Origin of the sequence: Streptomyces sp. CA-135486 (genome assembly GCF_050936555.1) — a bacterium.
In the GTDB taxonomy this organism is placed as follows: Bacteria; Actinomycetota; Actinomycetes; order Streptomycetales; family Streptomycetaceae; genus Streptomyces.
Window position 1 is genome coordinate 738,238 of sequence record NZ_JBNJMM010000002.1, and the last position, 16,019, is coordinate 754,256.

The following is a 16,019-nucleotide window of genomic DNA, read 5'->3' on the forward strand; positions in this document are numbered from 1 at the left end:
CCGTGACCGAGCCCCTCTCCGAACACACCGCCGATGTGATCGTCGTCGGGGCAGGCCCGGCCGGCTCCACAACCGCGTACTACCTGGCCAAGGCCGGACTTGACGTTCTGCTCCTGGAGAAAACCGCCTTCCCGCGCGAGAAGGTCTGCGGCGACGGCCTCACCCCGCGTGCCACCAAGCAGCTCGTCGCCATGGGCATCGACATCTCCGAGGAGGCCGGCTGGCTGCGCAACAAGGGCCTGCGGATCATCGGCGGCGGTGTGCGGCTCCAGCTGGACTGGCCGGATCTCGCCAGTTACCCGGACTACGGACTCGTCCGCAAGCGCGACGACTTCGACGAGCAGCTGGCCCGGCAGGCGCAGAAGGCGGGCGCGCGGCTGTACGAGCGCTGCAATGTGGGTGCGCCGGTCATCGACGACCGCACCGGCCGTATCACCGGCGTGCACGCCAAGCTGGGCGAGGAGAAGCGCGAGGTCACCTTCCACGCCCCGCTCGTCGTCGCGGCCGACGGCAACTCCTCCCGGATCTCCCTCGCCATGGGCCTTCACCGGCGTGAGGACCGCCCGATGGGTGTGGCCGTACGGACGTACTTCACCTCGCCCCGGCACGAGGACGACTATCTGGAGTCCTGGCTGGAGCTGTGGGACCGGCGCGGTCCGGGCGAGGACCGGCTGCTGCCCGGCTACGGCTGGATCTTCGGTATGGGTGACGGCACCTCCAACGTCGGCCTCGGCGTGCTCAACACCTCCGCCTCGTTCAAGGAGCTGGACTGGCGCGAGGTGCTGAAGGCCTGGTGCGCCTCGATGCCCGAGGACTGGGGCTACACCGAGGAGAACATGACGGGCCCGATCCGTGGCGCCGCGCTCCCGATGGCCTTCAACCGCCAGCCCCACTACTCGAAGGGCCTGATGCTGGTCGGCGATGCGGGCGGTCTGGTCAACCCGTTCAACGGCGAGGGCATCGCATACGCCATGGAGTCCGGGCAGATCGCCGCCGATGTGATCGTCCAGGCACACGCCCGGCAGACCCCCGCCCAGCGCGAACTGGCCCTCCACCGCTACCCCAAGGTCCTCAAGGACACCTACGGCGGCTACTACACCCTGGGCCGCGCCTTCGTGAAGCTCATCGGCAATCCGAAGGTCATGAAGATCGCGACGCAGCGAGGTCTGACGCATCCCGTGCTGATGAAGTTCACCCTGAAGATGCTGGCCAATCTGACCGACCCGACGGGCGGCGACGCGATGGACCGCATCATCAACGGGCTGAGCAAGGTGGCCCCGCGTTCATGACGATGCGCCGCCGCTTCGTACGGCGGCGTACCGGGCGGGCCTGACCGGCCTTGCGGCGATACGACGAAGGGCCGCGGCTCCACCCCCGAGCGGGGGAGCCGCGGCCCTTCGAAGTGTGCCCTTCACGGCGTGCCAGTCAAGGCGTGGGGCGGTCAGAGAACGCGGACCGCGCCGCTCGCCGGGTAGCCCGACAGATCCTGGATGACGACGCCCTTGCTGGGGTTGGCCGCGTCGAGGTACTTGCCGTCGCCGATGTAGACACCGACGTGGTACGCGCTGCCGGCGCCGCCCCAGTAGAGGATGTCGCCGACCTGGAGGTTGCTGGTGCCCACCTGGGTGCCGGCCACCGACTGGTCCCCCGAGACACGCGGCAGGTCGACGCCGACCGTCTTGAACGCGGCCTGGACGAGGCCGGAGCAGTCCCACGAGTTGGGTCCGGTGCCGCCCATGACGTATGCGTCGCCGAGCTGCGCCTTGAGGAACGCGACGACGGTCGCGGCGGAGCCCGTGGCGTTCGAGGTGGAGGCGGAGGCGGAGAGCGTGGTGCGCTCGGAGGAGCGGGAGGCGCGGTCCTTGGCGTCGGCCTCGGCGCGCTTCTTCGCCTCGGCCTTCTTCTTGGCCTCTGCCTTGCGGTCCGCCTCGGCCTTGGCCACCTTCGCGGTCTTCGCGGCCTTGGCAGCCGCGGCGTCCTCCCGGGCCTGCAGCTCGAGGTCGAGGGCGACCTGCTGCGTGGCCTCGGCGGACTGCGCGACGGCGGCGGAGAGGTCCGACGTGAGCGTCGGCATCTCGATGGTCTCGGTCACCGGCTCGGCGTTCGCCGACCCCGTGGCGGCGGCCACCGCGATGGTGCTGAGGACGCCACCGGCAACTCCGGCTCGCAGCGCCAGTTTCGAGCTGCTGCGGCGGGGCTTCCGGTGGCTGGGTATGTGAGCGGTGTGGGACATGAGTACAACCGCTATCAGGGGCGCGTGGTTCCCTTCAAGAAACGTGTGTTGCGCCACAGTTACGACCGGAACCTCTGAATCCGCTCTTCTCCGGCCCTTATTGACGCCGTAACGGGCAAAACGGGCAGCCATGATCACGGCCGTGATCAAGGGCTTTCCATAAAAGGTCCGAATTGCCTGGCACTTACCATCCCTTCACTCCGTTGGCCAAGCCCGCTTTTATTGCGGATCGGGGCGAGTGGCACAGGTCACAGGAAGGTGACGTCCGGCCGCCCGGGAGTTCGTGAACGCGAGCACGCGTCCACCTCCATCTGCCCCTGCAACCCGACCGGGTGACGCGGCGTCCACTATCACCCGTTGCGGTCCATCGCCAATTTGCCTGTACGAGCCACTCCTTGGTAGGGCATCGGCCCTCCGACCAGCGGTAACAGGTCCAGATGTCACGCCTGGTGATTGCCCAGGCGCTTCGCGTATGAAGATCACCGCTCATCCGACTTCATGATCGTTCGCCGGGTGGTGGAGATCACAAAGGCGTTGTCGTACCCCGTGTCGCAGATCACAGACCGGCAGGCATAGGATGCGGAGCAGTCGGGCTTGTGAACTGCCTCACATGTGCACGATCTTCGCGAGGCGGCGAGGCGGAATGCCCGGTGCGGTCCAACGGTCAAGGACGACTGGAAGGAGCGAGGAGGGTGAATGCTTACGCGCCCATCCTTGTGCTCGGCGCCCTCGGGGCAGGGTTTGCGATCTTCTCCGTGGTCATGGCCACGCTTATCGGCCCAAAGCGGTACAACAGAGCGAAACTGGAGGCGTACGAGTGCGGCATTGAGCCGACTCCGACGCCCGCCGGAGGCGGCCGCTTTCCCATCAAGTACTACCTGACGGCGATGCTCTTCATCGTCTTCGACATCGAGATCGTCTTCCTCTACCCCTGGGCGGTCACCTTCGACGCCCTGGGGCTTTTCGGGCTCGTGGAGATGCTGCTCTTCGTGCTCACCGTCTTCGTTGCCTACGCGTATGTATGGCGGCGCGGCGGCCTGGAATGGGACTGAGGGGCTGAGGGGCACCAATGGGAATCGAAGAGAAGCTGCCGAGCGGTTTCCTGCTGACCACCGTCGAACAGGCCGCGGGCTGGGTGCGCAAGTCATCCGTCTTCCCGGCGACCTTCGGTCTGGCCTGCTGCGCCATCGAAATGATGACGACCGGCGCCGGCCGCTACGACCTGGCCCGCTTCGGCATGGAGGTCTTCCGCGGCTCGCCGCGCCAGGCCGACCTGATGATCGTCGCCGGCCGGGTGAGCCAGAAGATGGCGCCCGTCCTGCGGCAGGTCTACGACCAGATGCCCAACCCCAAGTGGGTGATCTCCATGGGTGTTTGTGCCTCATCGGGTGGAATGTTCAACAATTACGCGATTGTGCAGGGCGTTGATCACATTGTGCCCGTCGATATCTATTTGCCCGGCTGCCCGCCGCGTCCGGAGATGCTGATCGACGCGATTCTCAAGCTCCACCACAAGATCCAGACCTCCAAGCTCGGCGTGAACGCGGAGGAAGCGGCCCGCGAGGCGGAGGAAGCGGCCCTGAAGGCGCTCCCCACGATCGAGATGAAGGGGCTACTCCGGTGAGCGACGCACGCGCGGCCGCCGGGCCGCAGACGACGACGAAAGTCGCACCTCTGCGCCGCGCGGGCGGAGAAGCGACCAAGGGGATGCAGCGATGACGGACCAGCCGAACCCCGAGAAGGAACTCAGCGAGCAGAACCTGCCGGGGCAGCGCGGTGAGGGCGGCGAGGAGATCCGCGTCCAGCGCGGCATGTTCGGCGCCGCCAGCGGAGGGGACACGTCCGGCTACGGAGGGCTAGTGCGCTCGGTACGCCTGCCGGGCCCGGCCACCCGCCCCTACGGTGGGTATTTCGACGAGGTGGCCGACGAGCTCGAGGGCGCGCTGGAAGAACAGGGACTCGTCCCCGAGAACGCCATCGAGAAGACGGTCGTCGACCGCGACGAGCTCACCTTCCACATCGCCCGCGAACACCTCCTCCAGGTGGCCCGCACCCTGCGCGACGACCCGGCGCTCCGCTTCGAGCTCTGTACCGGCGTCTGTGGCGTGCACTACCTGGAGGACAAGGGCCGCGAGCTGCACGCCGTCTACCACCTGCGCTCGCTCACTCACCGGCGGCTGATCCGCCTCGAAGTCTCCGCCCCGGACAGCGACCCGCACGTCCCGTCGCTGGTCACGGTCTATCCGACCAACGACTGGCACGAACGCGAGACGTACGACTTCTTCGGGCTCGTCTTCGACGGCCACCCCGCCCTCACCCGGATCATGATGCCGGACGACTGGCAGGGCTTCCCGCAGCGCAAGGACTATCCGCTCGGCGGCATCGCCGTCGAGTACAAGGGCGCCCAGATCCCGGCTCCGGACCAGCGGAGGTCGTACTCGTGACCACCCCATCTGCAAGCGCACGCGAGACCACCGAGGGGACCGTCTATACGGTCACCGGCGGCGACTGGGACGAGGTCGTCCGGACCGCGGCCAAGGCCGACGACGAGCGGATCGTCGTCAACATGGGCCCGCAGCACCCGTCCACGCACGGCGTGCTCCGGCTGATCCTGGAGATCGACGGCGAGACCGTCACCGAGGCCCGCTGCGGCATCGGCTATCTGCACACCGGCATCGAAAAGAACCTCGAGTACCGGACCTGGACGCAGGGCACCACCTTCGTCACGCGCATGGATTACCTCACCTCGTTCTACAACGAGACGGCGTACTGCCTGGGCGTGGAGAAGCTGCTCGGCATCACCGACCAGATCCCGGACCGGGCGAGCATCGTCCGCGTCATGCTGATGGAACTGAACCGGCTCTCGTCCCATCTGGTGGCCATCGCCACCGGCGGCATGGAGCTCGGCGCCACCACGATCATGATCTACGGGTTCCGGGACCGCGAAATGATCCTGGACCTCTATGAGCTGATCACCGGCCTGCGGATGAACCACGCGTTCATCCGGCCCGGCGGACTCGCCCAGGATCTGCCCCCGGGCGCGGTCGACGCGGTGCGCGAGTTCGTCAAGAAGATGACCAGGAACCTGCCGGAGTACGACAAGCTCGCCACCGGCAACCCGATCTTCAAGGCCCGTATGCAGGACGTCGGCCATCTCGATCTGGCCGGCTGCATGGCGCTGGGCGCGACCGGGCCGATCCTGCGCTCCGCGGGCCTCCCCCACGATCTGCGCAAGACCGACCCCTACTGCGGCTACGAGACGTACGACTTCGACGTCCCGACCGCCGACACCTGCGACGCCTACGGTCGCTTCCTCATCCGCCTGGAAGAGATGCGGCAGTCGCTGCGCATCGTCGAGCAGTGCCTGGACCGCCTCGAGCCGGGACCGGTCATGGTCGCCGACAAGAAGATCGCCTGGCCCGCGCAGCTCGCGCTCGGCCCGGACGGGCTCGGCAACTCGCTCGACCACATCAAGAAGATCATGGGCACCTCCATGGAGGCCCTGATCCACCACTTCAAGCTGGTGACCGAGGGCTTCCGGGTCCCGGCCGGGCAGGCGTACGCGGCGGTCGAGTCGCCCAAGGGCGAGCTGGGTGTCCATGTCGTCAGCGACGGCGGCACCCGCCCCTACCGGGTCCACTTCCGCGATCCGTCGTTCACCAATCTGCAGGCCATGGCGGCGATGTGCGAAGGCGGCCAGGTCGCCGACGTCATCGTCGCCGTCGCGTCCATCGACCCCGTGATGGGAGGCGTCGACCGATGACGGCCAACTCGCCGAACCAAGAGGTGCAGCTGGGGATGCCGCAGCTCCCCGCCCCCGAGTACCCGGCCGATGTGCGCGCCAGGCTGGAAGCGGACGCGAAGGAGATCATCTCCCGCTACCCCGACAGCCGGTCCGCCCTGCTGCCGCTGCTGCACCTCGTGCAGGCGGAGGAGGGGTATGTGACCCGCACCGGGGTCCGGTTCTGTGCCGAGATGCTGGAGCTGACCACCGCCGAGGTCACCGCGGTGTCCACCTTCTACTCGATGTACCGGCGCAAGCCCTCCGGCGACTACCAGGTCGGCGTCTGCACCAACACGCTGTGCGCGGTGATGGGAGGTGACGCGATCTTCGAGGAGCTCAAGGAGCACCTCGGCGTCGGCAACAACGAGACGACCGAGGACGGCAAGGTCACCCTCGAACACATCGAGTGCAACGCGGCCTGCGACTTCGCCCCCGTGGTGATGGTCAACTGGGAGTTCTTCGACAACCAGACGCCCGAGTCCGCGCGGCAGCTCGTCGACGACCTGCGCGCCGGACGCCAGGTCGAGCCGACCCGCGGCGCCCCCCTGTGTACGTACAAGGAGACCGCGCGGATGCTCGCGGGCTTCCCCGACGAGCGCCCGGGCGCGGTCGAGGCGAGCGGCGGCGCGGGCCCCGCCTCGCTGATCGGTCTGCGCCTGGCCAAGGGTGAGACCTCGGCGGCCCGGATCGTCTCGCCGCGCAGCGAGGCCCGGCGGGACGCGCCGCAACGCGGCTCCGAGCACCTCAGTTCGCACGACGCACCGCAGCAGACATCGGACTCCGACCCGGACCACCCGGCGGGACCCGCAGCCGAGGAGGGGGAGTGATGACCTTGTCCACCGAATACGGGGGCACCTCGGGGCCGGACGCCGGGGGAGAGACGAGTCCCGAGAAGCTTCTCGCGCCCGTCCTGTCGGCCTTCTGGGACGAGGAGGAGTCCTGGACGCTGGACACCTACCGGCGGCACCAGGGGTACGAGGGGCTGCGCAAGGCGCTGGCGATGTCGCCGGACGACCTCATCGCCTACGTCAAGGACTCCGGGCTGCGCGGCCGCGGCGGCGCGGGCTTCCCCACCGGCATGAAGTGGCAGTTCATTCCGCAGGGAGATGGAAAGCCGCACTATCTGGTTGTCAACGCCGACGAATCGGAGCCCGGGACCTGCAAGGACATCCCGCTCCTGTTCGCCAACCCGCATTCCCTCATCGAGGGGATCGTGATCGCCTGTTATGCGATCCGGTCCCATCACGCGTTCATCTATCTGCGCGGTGAAGTCGTCCCCGTACTGCGTCGGCTGCATGAAGCAGTGCGTGAGGCATACGAAGCGGGCTTCCTCGGCAAGAACATTCTCGGCAGCGGACTCGACCTCGAGCTCACCGTGCACGCGGGCGCGGGCGCGTACATCTGCGGTGAGGAGACCGCGCTGCTGGACTCACTGGAGGGACGTCGCGGTCAGCCCCGGCTGCGTCCCCCTTTCCCCGCGGTCGCCGGTCTCTACGCGTGCCCCACTGTGGTGAACAACGTCGAGTCCATCGCCTCGGTTCCCGCGATCCTCAACCGAGGCAAGGACTGGTTCAAGTCGATGGGCAGCGAGAAGTCCCCGGGCTTCACGCTCTACTCGCTCAGCGGCCATGTCACCAACCCCGGCCAGTACGAGGCCCCGCTCGGCATCACGCTGCGCCAGCTGCTCGACATGAGCGGCGGAATGCGCGCCGGGCACCGGCTCAAGTTCTGGACGCCGGGCGGCTCTTCGACCCCGATGTTCACCGACGAGCACCTCGACGTCCCGCTGGACTACGAGGGCGTGGGCGCGGCCGGTTCGATGCTCGGCACCAAGGCGCTCCAGTGCTTCGACGAGACGACCTGTGTGGTGCGGGCCGTGACGCGGTGGACCGAGTTCTATGCCCACGAGTCCTGCGGCAAGTGCACGCCCTGCCGCGAAGGCACGTACTGGCTGGTGCAGTTGCTGCGCGACATCGAGGCCGGCCGGGGCGTCATGTCCGACCTCGACAAGCTGAACGACATCGCCGACAACATCAACGGCAAGTCGTTCTGCGCGCTGGGCGACGGAGCCGCGTCCCCGATCTTCTCCTCGCTCAAGTACTTCCGCGAGGAGTACGAGCAGCACATGACCGGCAACGGCTGCCCCTTCGACCCCGCACGGTCGACCGTCTGGGCCGACAAGCACCTGGAGGTGAACGCATGACGGTGGCGCATGCGCCGAGCCCGGGCCGCGGCCTCGCCGCAGGCCGCTCCTCGGGCCCCGCACCCCACTTCGACACGCATCGCCCGGAGGTGCAGTCATGACCGTCACCACGCCTTCCCCCGCCTCAGGCGCAGGCGCGGCCGTACCGCCGGAGGATCTCGTCTCGCTGACCATCGACGGCATCGAGATCAGCGTGCCCAAGGGGACCCTGGTCATCCGGGCCGCCGAGCTGCTCGGCATCGAGATCCCGCGCTTTTGCGACCACCCCCTCCTCGACCCGGCCGGCGCCTGCCGGCAGTGCATCGTCGAGGTCGAGGGCCAGCGCAAGCCGATGGCCTCCTGCACCATCACCTGCACCGACGGCATGGTCGTCAAGTCGCAGCTCACCTCGCCCGTCGCCGAGAAGGCGCAGAAGGGCGTGATGGAGCTGCTGCTGATCAACCACCCGCTGGACTGTCCGGTCTGCGACAAGGGCGGCGAGTGCCCGCTGCAGAACCAGGCGATGTCCCACGGCGATGTCGACACCCGCTTCGACGGCCAGAAGCGCACCTATGAGAAGCCCGTGCCGATCTCCACACAGGTGCTGCTCGACCGTGAGCGGTGCGTGCTGTGCGCGCGCTGCACCCGCTTCTCCAACCAGATCGCGGGCGACCCGATGATCGAGCTGGTCGAGCGGGGCGCGCTGCAGCAGGTTGGCACCGGCGAGGGCGACCCCTTCGAGTCGTACTTCTCAGGCAACACCATCCAGATCTGCCCGGTGGGCGCGCTGACCTCGGCGGCGTACCGGTTCCGCGCCCGCCCCTTCGACCTGGTCTCGTCCCACTCCGTGTGCGAGCACTGCTCCGGCGGCTGCGCGACCCGCACCGACCACCGGCGCGGCAAGGTCATGCGGCGGCTCGCGTCCAATGACCCCGAGGTCAACGAGGAGTGGATCTGCGACAAGGGACGCTTCGGCTTCCGTTACGCGCAGCAGCCCGACCGGCTGACCACTCCGCTCGTACGCAACTCTGAAGGCGTCCTCGAACCGGCGAGCTGGCCCGAGGCGCTGGAGGCGGCGGCCAACGGGCTGCGCGCGGCCCGCGGCCGGACCGGAGTCCTGGTGGGTGGCCGGCTCACCGTCGAGGACTCGTACGCGTACGCCAAGTTCGCCCGGGTCGCCCTCGAGACCAACGACGTCGACTTCCGCGCGCGCGTCCACTCGTCCGAGGAGGCCGACTTCCTGGCCGCCAGGGTGGCGGGCCGCGGGCGGGACCTCGACGGCACGGGCGTCACCTACACCTTGCTGGAGAACGCCCCGGCGGTGCTGCTCGCCGGGTTCGAGTCGGAGGAGGAGGCTCCCGGCGTCTTCCTGCGGCTGCGCAAGGCCAACCGCAAGCACGGGCAGCGCACCTTCGCGCTGGCCACGCACGCCACCCGCGGCCTGACCAAGGCGGGCGGCACGCTGCTGCCCGCCGCGCCCGGCACCGAGACCCAGTGGCTGGACGCGCTGGCGGCCGGCAGCGGCCCGGAAGGCGACGGCGCGAAGGCGGCCGAGGCGCTGCGCGCCGAAGGCGCGGTGATCGTGGTCGGCGAGCGGCTCGCGGGCGTGCCCGGCGGGCTCACCGCCGCCGTGCGGGCCGCGACTGCGACAGGCGCGCAACTGGTATGGATCCCGCGCAGGGCAGGCGAACGCGGTGCGATCGAGGCGGGCGCGATCCCCTCGCTGCTGCCCGGCGGCCGCCCGGCCACCGACCCGCGGGCCCGCGAGGAGACGGCGGCGGCATGGCGCGTACGCGAACTCCCGCACCACTACGGTCGCGACACCGGCCAGATCGTCGAGGCCGCGGCGACCGGCGAGCTGGGCGCGCTGCTGGTGGCGGGCGTCGAGGTCGCGGACCTTCCCGACCCGGCACGCGCGCGTGAAGCACTCGACGCGGTCGGCTTCCTGGTCTCCCTGGAGCTGCGGCCGAGCGCGGTCACCGAGCGCGCGGACGTGGTCTTCCCGGTCGCGGCGGTCGCCGAGAAGCCGGGCACCTTCCTCAACTGGGAGGGCAGGGCCCGGCCGTTCGAGGCCGCGCTGAGGCCCCAGCAGATGACGCGCACCGTGGCGCCGACCGATGCCCGGGTACTGCACATGCTCGCGGACGCGCTCGACGTCAGCTTCGGGCTCCCGGACCTCGCGTCCGTCCGCAGGGAGATGGACCGGCTGGGTACCTGGGACGGCCCCCGCGCGAGCGAGCCGCTGGAGTCGGCGCAGCCGCTGCCCCGTCCCGGCGAAGGCGAGGCGGTCCTCGCCGGCCACCGGTTGCTGCTCGACCTGGGCCTGCTCCAGCAGGGCGACGCGGCACTGGCGGGCACCCGCCATGCCGCCCTCGCCCGGCTCTCCGCGGCGACGGCGGCGGAGACCGGGGTGAAGGACGGCGACGTGCTGGCCGTCACGGGACCGGCGGGTTCGGTCGAACTCCCGCTCCAGGTCACCGAGATGCCGGACCGGGTGGTGTGGCTGCCGCTGAACTCCGTCGGCGGCGGCGTCACCTCGGACACCGGCGTCGCCCCCGGACAGCTGGTCCGCATCGGCCCGGCGGCAACGCAGTCCGCCACGGACGCGGAGGTTCAGTCGTGACCGCCTTCACCGACCGCCTCGCGGCGGTATCCCGGCCGGCCCCGGGCCCGGCCCTCCCCGCAACGGAGGTGCGAGCGTGAGTGCCCTTGCTCATATCGCCGAAGCCCAGCGGAGCGTTCTCGCTGCCGAGGATCTCTCGATGTTCGGGAGCGACCCCTGGTGGCTCGTCGTCATCAAGGCCGTGTTCTGCTTCGCCTTCCTGATGATCACCGTGCTCTTCTCCATCGTCTGGGAGCGCAAGGTCGTCGCCTGGATGCAGCTGCGCATCGGCCCCAACCGGCACGGCCCCTGGGGCATGCTCCAGTCGCTCGCCGACGGCATCAAGCTGATGCTCAAGGAAGACCTGATCGTCAAGCGCGCGGACAAGGTCGTCTATGTCCTCGCGCCGATCGTCGCCGCCATCCCCGCCTTCATGGCGATCGCCGTGATCCCCTTCGGGCCGGCCGGCAACGAGGTCTCGATCTTCGGCCACCGCACCAGCATGCAGCTCACCGACCTGCCGATCGCGATGCTCTACATCCTCGCCGTCGCCTCGGTCGGCATCTATGGCATCGTGCTCGCCGGCTGGTCGTCCGGATCGACGTACCCCCTGCTCGGCGGACTCCGCTCCTGCGCGCAGATGATCTCGTACGAGATCGCGATGGGCGCCGCCTTCGCCTCCGTCTTCCTCTACTCCGGGTCGATGTCGACCTCGGCGATCGTCGAGGCGCAGGCGGACCGCTGGTACATCATCCTGTTGCCGGTCTCCTTCATCATCTACGTCATCACGATGGTGGGCGAGACCAACCGCGCACCCTTCGACATGCCGGAGTCCGAGGGCGACCTCGTCGGCGGCTTCAATACCGAGTACAGCTCGATCAAGTTCGCGATGTTCATGCTGGCCGAGTACGTCAACATGGTCACCGTCTCCGCGGTCTCGGTCACCCTCTTCCTCGGCGGCTGGCGCGCCCCGTATCCGGTCTCCAGCTTCTGGGAGGGCGCGAACCACGGCTGGTGGCCGATGCTCTGGTTCGTCATCAAGGTCCAGCTGCTGCTGTTCTTCTTCATCTGGCTGCGCGGCACGCTGCCCCGCGTCCGCTACGACCAGCTGATGAAGCTCGGCTGGAAGGTGCTGATCCCGGTATCGGTGGTCTGGCTGATGCTGGTGGCGACCGTACGGGCGCTGCGGAACGAGAACTACGACTTCCAGCAGATCGTGCTCTACGTCGGCGGCGCCGTGATCGCGCTGCTGCTGCTCTCCTTCGTGACGGACATCTTCCGCGGCAAGAAGGAGAAGGAAGCGGAGGCCGCCGAGCCGGAGCCCGCCGCCTTCGACCCGATGGCGGGCGGATTCCCCGTACCGCCGCTGCCCGGACAGACCCTGCCGCCCGTGCCGCGCCGACGACCGCGCCACGAGCGCGCGTTGATTGTCAGTGGTGGCCCGGACACTACGAGTGACGGCCCGAGTAACGGAAAGGAGGCTGACGATGTCTGAGGGATCCGAGAGCAAGTTCCAGAATCCGGTTGCCGGCTTCGGCGTGACCTTCAAGGCCATGTTCAAGAAGCGGCTGACCGAGCAGTACCCGGAGCAGCGGAAGGTCACGGCGCCGCGCTTCCACGGCCGGCACCAGCTCAACCGGCATCCGGACGGGCTCGAGAAGTGCGTCGGGTGCGAGCTGTGCGCCTGGGCCTGCCCGGCGGACGCGATCTATGTGGAGGGCGCGGACAACACCGAGGCGGAGCGGTACTCCCCGGGAGAGAGGTACGGCCGGGTCTACCAGATCAACTACGCCCGCTGCATTCTGTGCGGGCTGTGCATCGAGGCCTGTCCGACGCGGGCGCTGACGATGACGAACGATTTCGAACTGGCCGACAGCTCCCGCGAGAACCTGATCTATACGAAGGAACAGCTCCTCGCGGGCCTGGAAGAGGGCATGGTCGACTCGCCCCACTCGATCTTCCCGGGGATGGACGAGCAGGACTACTACCGGGGCCTGGTCACCGAGGCCGCGCCCGGCACGGTCCAGCAGGTCGCCGCCTCCAAGGGGGAGAAGGGCGAGGAGGTGGACGCATGAACACCCTCGCGGCCACTGCCACTTCGACCGGCGAAGCCGTTCAGTTCTGGGTCCTCGGCATTGTCGCGGTGCTGGGAGCGCTCGGCACGATCCTGATGAAGCGGGCCGTGCACAGCGCGCTCGCTCTCGCCGGGACCATGATCGTCCTCGCGGTCTTCTACCTCGCCAACGGTGCGTACTTCCTCGGCGTCGTCCAGATCATCGTCTACACCGGCGCCATCATGATGCTGTTCCTCTTCGTCGTCATGCTGGTCGGTGTCACCGCCGCCGACTCGCTCACGGAGACGCTGAGGGGCCAGCGCTGGCTGGCCGCGGCCTGTGGTCTCGGCTTCGGCGTGCTGCTGATCGCCGGAATCGGCAATGCCTCGCTGAAGCACTTCAACGGTCTCGGCGCGGCCAACAGCGCGCAGGGCGGAAACGTCGAGGGCCTGGCCCGGCTGATCTTCACCAAGTACGTCTTCGCCTTCGAGATCACCGGCGCGCTGCTGATCACGGCGGCCGTCGGCGCGATGGTGCTCACCCACCGGGAGCGCACCGAACGCGCCAAGACCCAGCGCGAGCTGGCCGAGCTGCGCGTACGGGCGGCAAGTGCTCCCGAGCCCGAGCACCCGTCGCTGGCCGCCTACGGCTGGCGCCTGCCGACTCCGCTTCCCGCGCCCGGCGTCTTTGCCCGGCACAACGCCGTGGACATGGCCGGGCTGCTGCCCGACGGCACGCCGTCGCAGCTCACCGTCAGCAAGACGCTGCGGGACCGCGGCCAGGTCCGCGATGTGCCGAGCGAGGCGCTGAACGACCTCAAGGCGCTGGAGCAGCGCGCGGAGGAGCGGCTGCTCGGACGGGACCGGGACGAAGAGCGGGACCGGGACGAAGAGGAGGCCACACGGTGAATCCGGTCAACTACCTCTATCTCGCAGCCCTGTTGTTCACCATCGGCGCGGCCGGGGTGCTCATCCGGCGGAACGCGATCGTGGTCTTCATGTGCGTCGAACTGATGCTGAACGCCTGCAATCTCGCGTTCGTCGCGTTCTCCCGGATGCACGGCAATCTCGACGGCCAGATCATCGCCTTCTTCACGATGGTCGTCGCCGCCGCCGAGGTCGTGGTCGGGCTCGCGATCATCGTGTCTATTTTCCGCACCCGCCACTCGGCCTCGGTCGACGACGCCAGCCTGATGAAGCTGTAAGGGGTCGCTGAATCGTGGAGAACCTGATTGCGCTGCTCGTCGCGGCGCCTCTGCTCGGAGCGGCGGTCCTGCTGTGCGGCGGCCGGCGGCTCGACCGCACCGGCCACTGGATCGGCACGCTGCTCGCGGCCGCGTCCTTCGTGATCGGCGTGGTGCTGTTCGCCGACATGCTGGGCAAGGGCGCGGAGGAACGGACCCTGCACCAGAAGCTGTTCAGCTGGATCCCCGTCGAGAGCTTCCAGGCCGACGTCGCCTTCCAGCTCGACCAGCTGTCGATGACATTCGTCCTGCTGATCACGGGCGTGGGCTCGCTGATCCACCTCTACTCGGTCGGGTACATGGAGCACGACGAGCGGCGCCGCCGCTTCTTCGGCTACCTGAACCTCTTCCTCGCGGCGATGCTGCTGCTGGTCCTCGCCGACAACTACCTGCTGCTGTACGTCGGCTGGGAGGGCGTCGGCCTCGCCTCGTACCTGCTGATCGGCTTCTGGCAGCACAAGCCCAGTGCGGCGACGGCGGCGAAGAAGGCATTCCTGGTCAACCGCGTCGGCGACATGGGTCTGTCGATCGCGATCATGCTGATGTTCACCACCTTCGGGACCTTCGCCTTCGGGCCGGTCCTCGCGTCGACGGGCGAGACGAGCGAGGGAAAGCTGACGGCCATCGGGCTGATGCTGCTGCTCGCCGCCTGCGGCAAGTCGGCCCAGGTGCCGCTGCAGTCCTGGCTCGGGGACGCGATGGAGGGTCCGACCCCGGTCTCGGCCCTGATCCACGCGGCGACCATGGTGACCGCCGGCGTGTACCTCATCACCCGCTCCGGAGCGATCTTCAACGCGGCCCCGGACGCGCAGTTGGCGGTCACGGTGGTCGGCGCGGTCACGCTGATCTTCGGTGCGATCGTCGGTTGTGCGAAGGACGACATCAAGAAGGCGCTGGCCGGTTCGACGATGTCGCAGATCGGCTACATGGTGCTCGCGGCGGGCCTCGGCCCGATCGGATACGTCTTCGCGATCATGCACCTGGTGACGCACGGCTTCTTCAAGGCGGGACTGTTCCTCGGCGCCGGTTCGGTCATGCACGGCATGAACGACGAGGTCGACATGCGCAAGTACGGCGGCCTGCGGAAGTACATGCCGATCACCTTCGTCACCTTCGGCCTCGGCTATCTGGCGATCATCGGCTTCCCGGGTCTGTCCGGCTTCTTCTCCAAGGACAAGATCATCGAGGCGGCCTTCGCCAAGGGCGGCGCCGAGGGCTGGATCCTCGGCGGTACGGCCCTGCTGGGCGCCGCGATCACCGCGTTCTACATGACGCGCGTGATGCTGCTGACCTTCTTCGGCGAGAGGCGCTGGCAGCCCGCACCCGACCCGGACAAGACGCCCGGCATCGAGCCCGGTATCGAGGTGCACCCCGGTGAACTGCCGCATCCGCACGAGTCGCCCAGGTCGATGACGATCCCCATGATCGTCCTCGCTTTCGGTTCGGTCTTCGCCGGCGGGTTCTTCAGCATCGGCGACCGGTTCCTGCACTGGCTGGAGCCCGTCACCGGGCATGAGCACGGGGACTCCCCGCTCAGCGCGGCGACGGTCACCGGAGCCACCATGGTGTGCCTGGTCATCGGCGTCGCGATCGCCTGGGCGATGTACGGACGCCGACCGGTGCCGGTCATCGCTCCGCGCGGCTCGCTGCTCACCCGGGCCGCCCGCCGCGATCTCCTCCAGGACGACTTCAACCACGTCGTCCTGGTCCGCGGCGGGGAGCACCTCACTCGCTCCCTGGTCTACGTCGACCACACTCTGGTCGACGGCGTGGTCAACGGCACGGCCGCCTCGTTCGGCGGGCTCTCGGGCCGGCTGCGCAAGCTGCAGAACGGCTATGCCCGCACCTATGCGGTCTCGATGTTCGGAGGTACGGCAGTGCTGATCGCCGTGACCCTGCTGATGAGGGCGGTGTAACTGCC

General features: G+C 68.5%; 14 protein-coding genes. 13 read left to right on the forward strand and 1 reads right to left on the reverse strand.

The window, feature by feature from the left end:
- Positions 1–2 precede the first annotated feature (2 nt).
- Positions 3–1,289, forward strand: a complete 1,287-nt coding sequence (locus ACQEVG_RS22600; RefSeq protein WP_432986796.1) for a geranylgeranyl reductase family protein — start codon at positions 3–5, stop codon at positions 1,287–1,289.
- Positions 1,290–1,441: 152 nt separating this feature from the next.
- On the opposite strand, the gene ACQEVG_RS22605 is transcribed toward ACQEVG_RS22600, so the two are convergent.
- Positions 1,442–2,233 (reverse strand): C40 family peptidase, encoded by a 792-nt coding sequence (locus tag ACQEVG_RS22605; RefSeq protein WP_432986798.1) that lies wholly within the window; start codon positions 2,231–2,233, stop codon positions 1,442–1,444.
- A 692-nt stretch (positions 2,234–2,925) separates the two neighbouring features.
- On the opposite strand from ACQEVG_RS22605, the gene ACQEVG_RS22610 reads away from it, so the two are divergent.
- From ACQEVG_RS22610 to nuoL, 12 genes are all read left to right on the forward strand, one after another.
- On the forward strand, positions 2,926–3,285 hold the full coding sequence (locus ACQEVG_RS22610) for an NADH-quinone oxidoreductase subunit A (RefSeq protein ID WP_030494815.1): 360 nt from the start codon (positions 2,926–2,928) through the stop codon (positions 3,283–3,285).
- 17 nt (positions 3,286–3,302) lie between these two features.
- Positions 3,303–3,857: a NuoB/complex I 20 kDa subunit family protein gene (locus tag ACQEVG_RS22615; RefSeq protein WP_327325411.1), complete on the forward strand. Its 555-nt coding sequence runs from the start codon at positions 3,303–3,305 to the stop codon at positions 3,855–3,857.
- 91 nt (positions 3,858–3,948) lie between these two features.
- Positions 3,949–4,677: an NADH-quinone oxidoreductase subunit C gene (locus tag ACQEVG_RS22620; protein WP_432986801.1), complete on the forward strand. Its 729-nt coding sequence runs from the start codon at positions 3,949–3,951 to the stop codon at positions 4,675–4,677.
- Positions 4,674–5,996, forward strand: coding sequence for an NADH-quinone oxidoreductase subunit D (locus tag ACQEVG_RS22625; RefSeq protein ID WP_432986803.1), 1,323 nt, complete (start codon positions 4,674–4,676; stop codon positions 5,994–5,996). Before ACQEVG_RS22620 ends, ACQEVG_RS22625 begins: the two co-directional genes overlap by 4 nt.
- A 35-nt stretch (positions 5,997–6,031) precedes the next feature.
- Positions 6,032–6,844, forward strand: a complete 813-nt coding sequence (nuoE, locus tag ACQEVG_RS22630; RefSeq protein ID WP_432992811.1) for an NADH-quinone oxidoreductase subunit NuoE — start codon at positions 6,032–6,034, stop codon at positions 6,842–6,844.
- Entirely contained in the window at positions 6,844–8,220 is a 1,377-nt protein-coding gene (gene nuoF / locus ACQEVG_RS22635; protein WP_432986805.1) for an NADH-quinone oxidoreductase subunit NuoF, read from the forward strand. The genes nuoE and nuoF overlap by 1 nt, the downstream gene beginning before the upstream one ends.
- A gap of 97 nt (positions 8,221–8,317) precedes the next feature.
- Positions 8,318–10,822, forward strand: coding sequence for an NADH-quinone oxidoreductase subunit G (locus tag ACQEVG_RS22640; RefSeq protein ID WP_432986807.1), 2,505 nt, complete (start codon positions 8,318–8,320; stop codon positions 10,820–10,822).
- Between the two features lie 139 nt (positions 10,823–10,961).
- Positions 10,962–12,296, forward strand: coding sequence for an NADH-quinone oxidoreductase subunit NuoH (gene nuoH, locus ACQEVG_RS22645; protein ID WP_432992814.1), 1,335 nt, complete (start codon positions 10,962–10,964; stop codon positions 12,294–12,296).
- On the forward strand, positions 12,289–12,876 hold the full coding sequence (gene nuoI, locus ACQEVG_RS22650) for an NADH-quinone oxidoreductase subunit NuoI (RefSeq protein ID WP_432986809.1): 588 nt from the start codon (positions 12,289–12,291) through the stop codon (positions 12,874–12,876). The genes nuoH and nuoI overlap by 8 nt, the downstream gene beginning before the upstream one ends.
- On the forward strand, positions 12,873–13,763 hold the full coding sequence (locus tag ACQEVG_RS22655) for an NADH-quinone oxidoreductase subunit J (RefSeq protein ID WP_432986811.1): 891 nt from the start codon (positions 12,873–12,875) through the stop codon (positions 13,761–13,763). Before nuoI ends, ACQEVG_RS22655 begins: the two co-directional genes overlap by 4 nt.
- A complete protein-coding gene (gene nuoK / locus ACQEVG_RS22660) occupies positions 13,760–14,059 on the forward strand; it encodes an NADH-quinone oxidoreductase subunit NuoK (RefSeq protein WP_404725496.1) in 300 nt (99 codons plus the stop codon). The genes ACQEVG_RS22655 and nuoK overlap by 4 nt, the downstream gene beginning before the upstream one ends.
- Positions 14,060–14,073: 14 nt before the next feature.
- Positions 14,074–16,014, forward strand: coding sequence for an NADH-quinone oxidoreductase subunit L (nuoL, locus tag ACQEVG_RS22665; RefSeq protein WP_432986814.1), 1,941 nt, complete (start codon positions 14,074–14,076; stop codon positions 16,012–16,014).
- Positions 16,015–16,019 lie beyond the last annotated feature (5 nt).

Excerpts from the sequence above, each read along its gene's own strand:
- nuoE (WP_432992811.1), top strand. The coding sequence starts at position 6,032 with ATGCCGCAGCTCCCCGCCCCCGAGTACCCGGCCGATGTGCGCGCCAGG.
- nuoH (WP_432992814.1), top strand. The coding sequence starts at position 10,962 with ATGTTCGGGAGCGACCCCTGGTGGCTCGTCGTCATCAAGGCCGTGTTC.
- nuoF (WP_432986805.1), top strand. The coding sequence starts at position 6,844 with ATGACCTTGTCCACCGAATACGGGGGCACCTCGGGGCCGGACGCCGGG.
- ACQEVG_RS22615 (WP_327325411.1), top strand. The coding sequence starts at position 3,303 with ATGGGAATCGAAGAGAAGCTGCCGAGCGGTTTCCTGCTGACCACCGTC.
- ACQEVG_RS22605 (WP_432986798.1), bottom strand. The coding sequence starts at position 2,233 with ATGTCCCACACCGCTCACATACCCAGCCACCGGAAGCCCCGCCGCAGC.
- ACQEVG_RS22620 (WP_432986801.1), top strand. The coding sequence starts at position 3,949 with ATGACGGACCAGCCGAACCCCGAGAAGGAACTCAGCGAGCAGAACCTG.
- ACQEVG_RS22655 (WP_432986811.1), top strand. The coding sequence starts at position 12,873 with ATGAACACCCTCGCGGCCACTGCCACTTCGACCGGCGAAGCCGTTCAG.
- nuoI (WP_432986809.1), top strand. The coding sequence starts at position 12,289 with ATGTCTGAGGGATCCGAGAGCAAGTTCCAGAATCCGGTTGCCGGCTTC.
- ACQEVG_RS22640 (WP_432986807.1), top strand. The coding sequence starts at position 8,318 with ATGACCGTCACCACGCCTTCCCCCGCCTCAGGCGCAGGCGCGGCCGTA.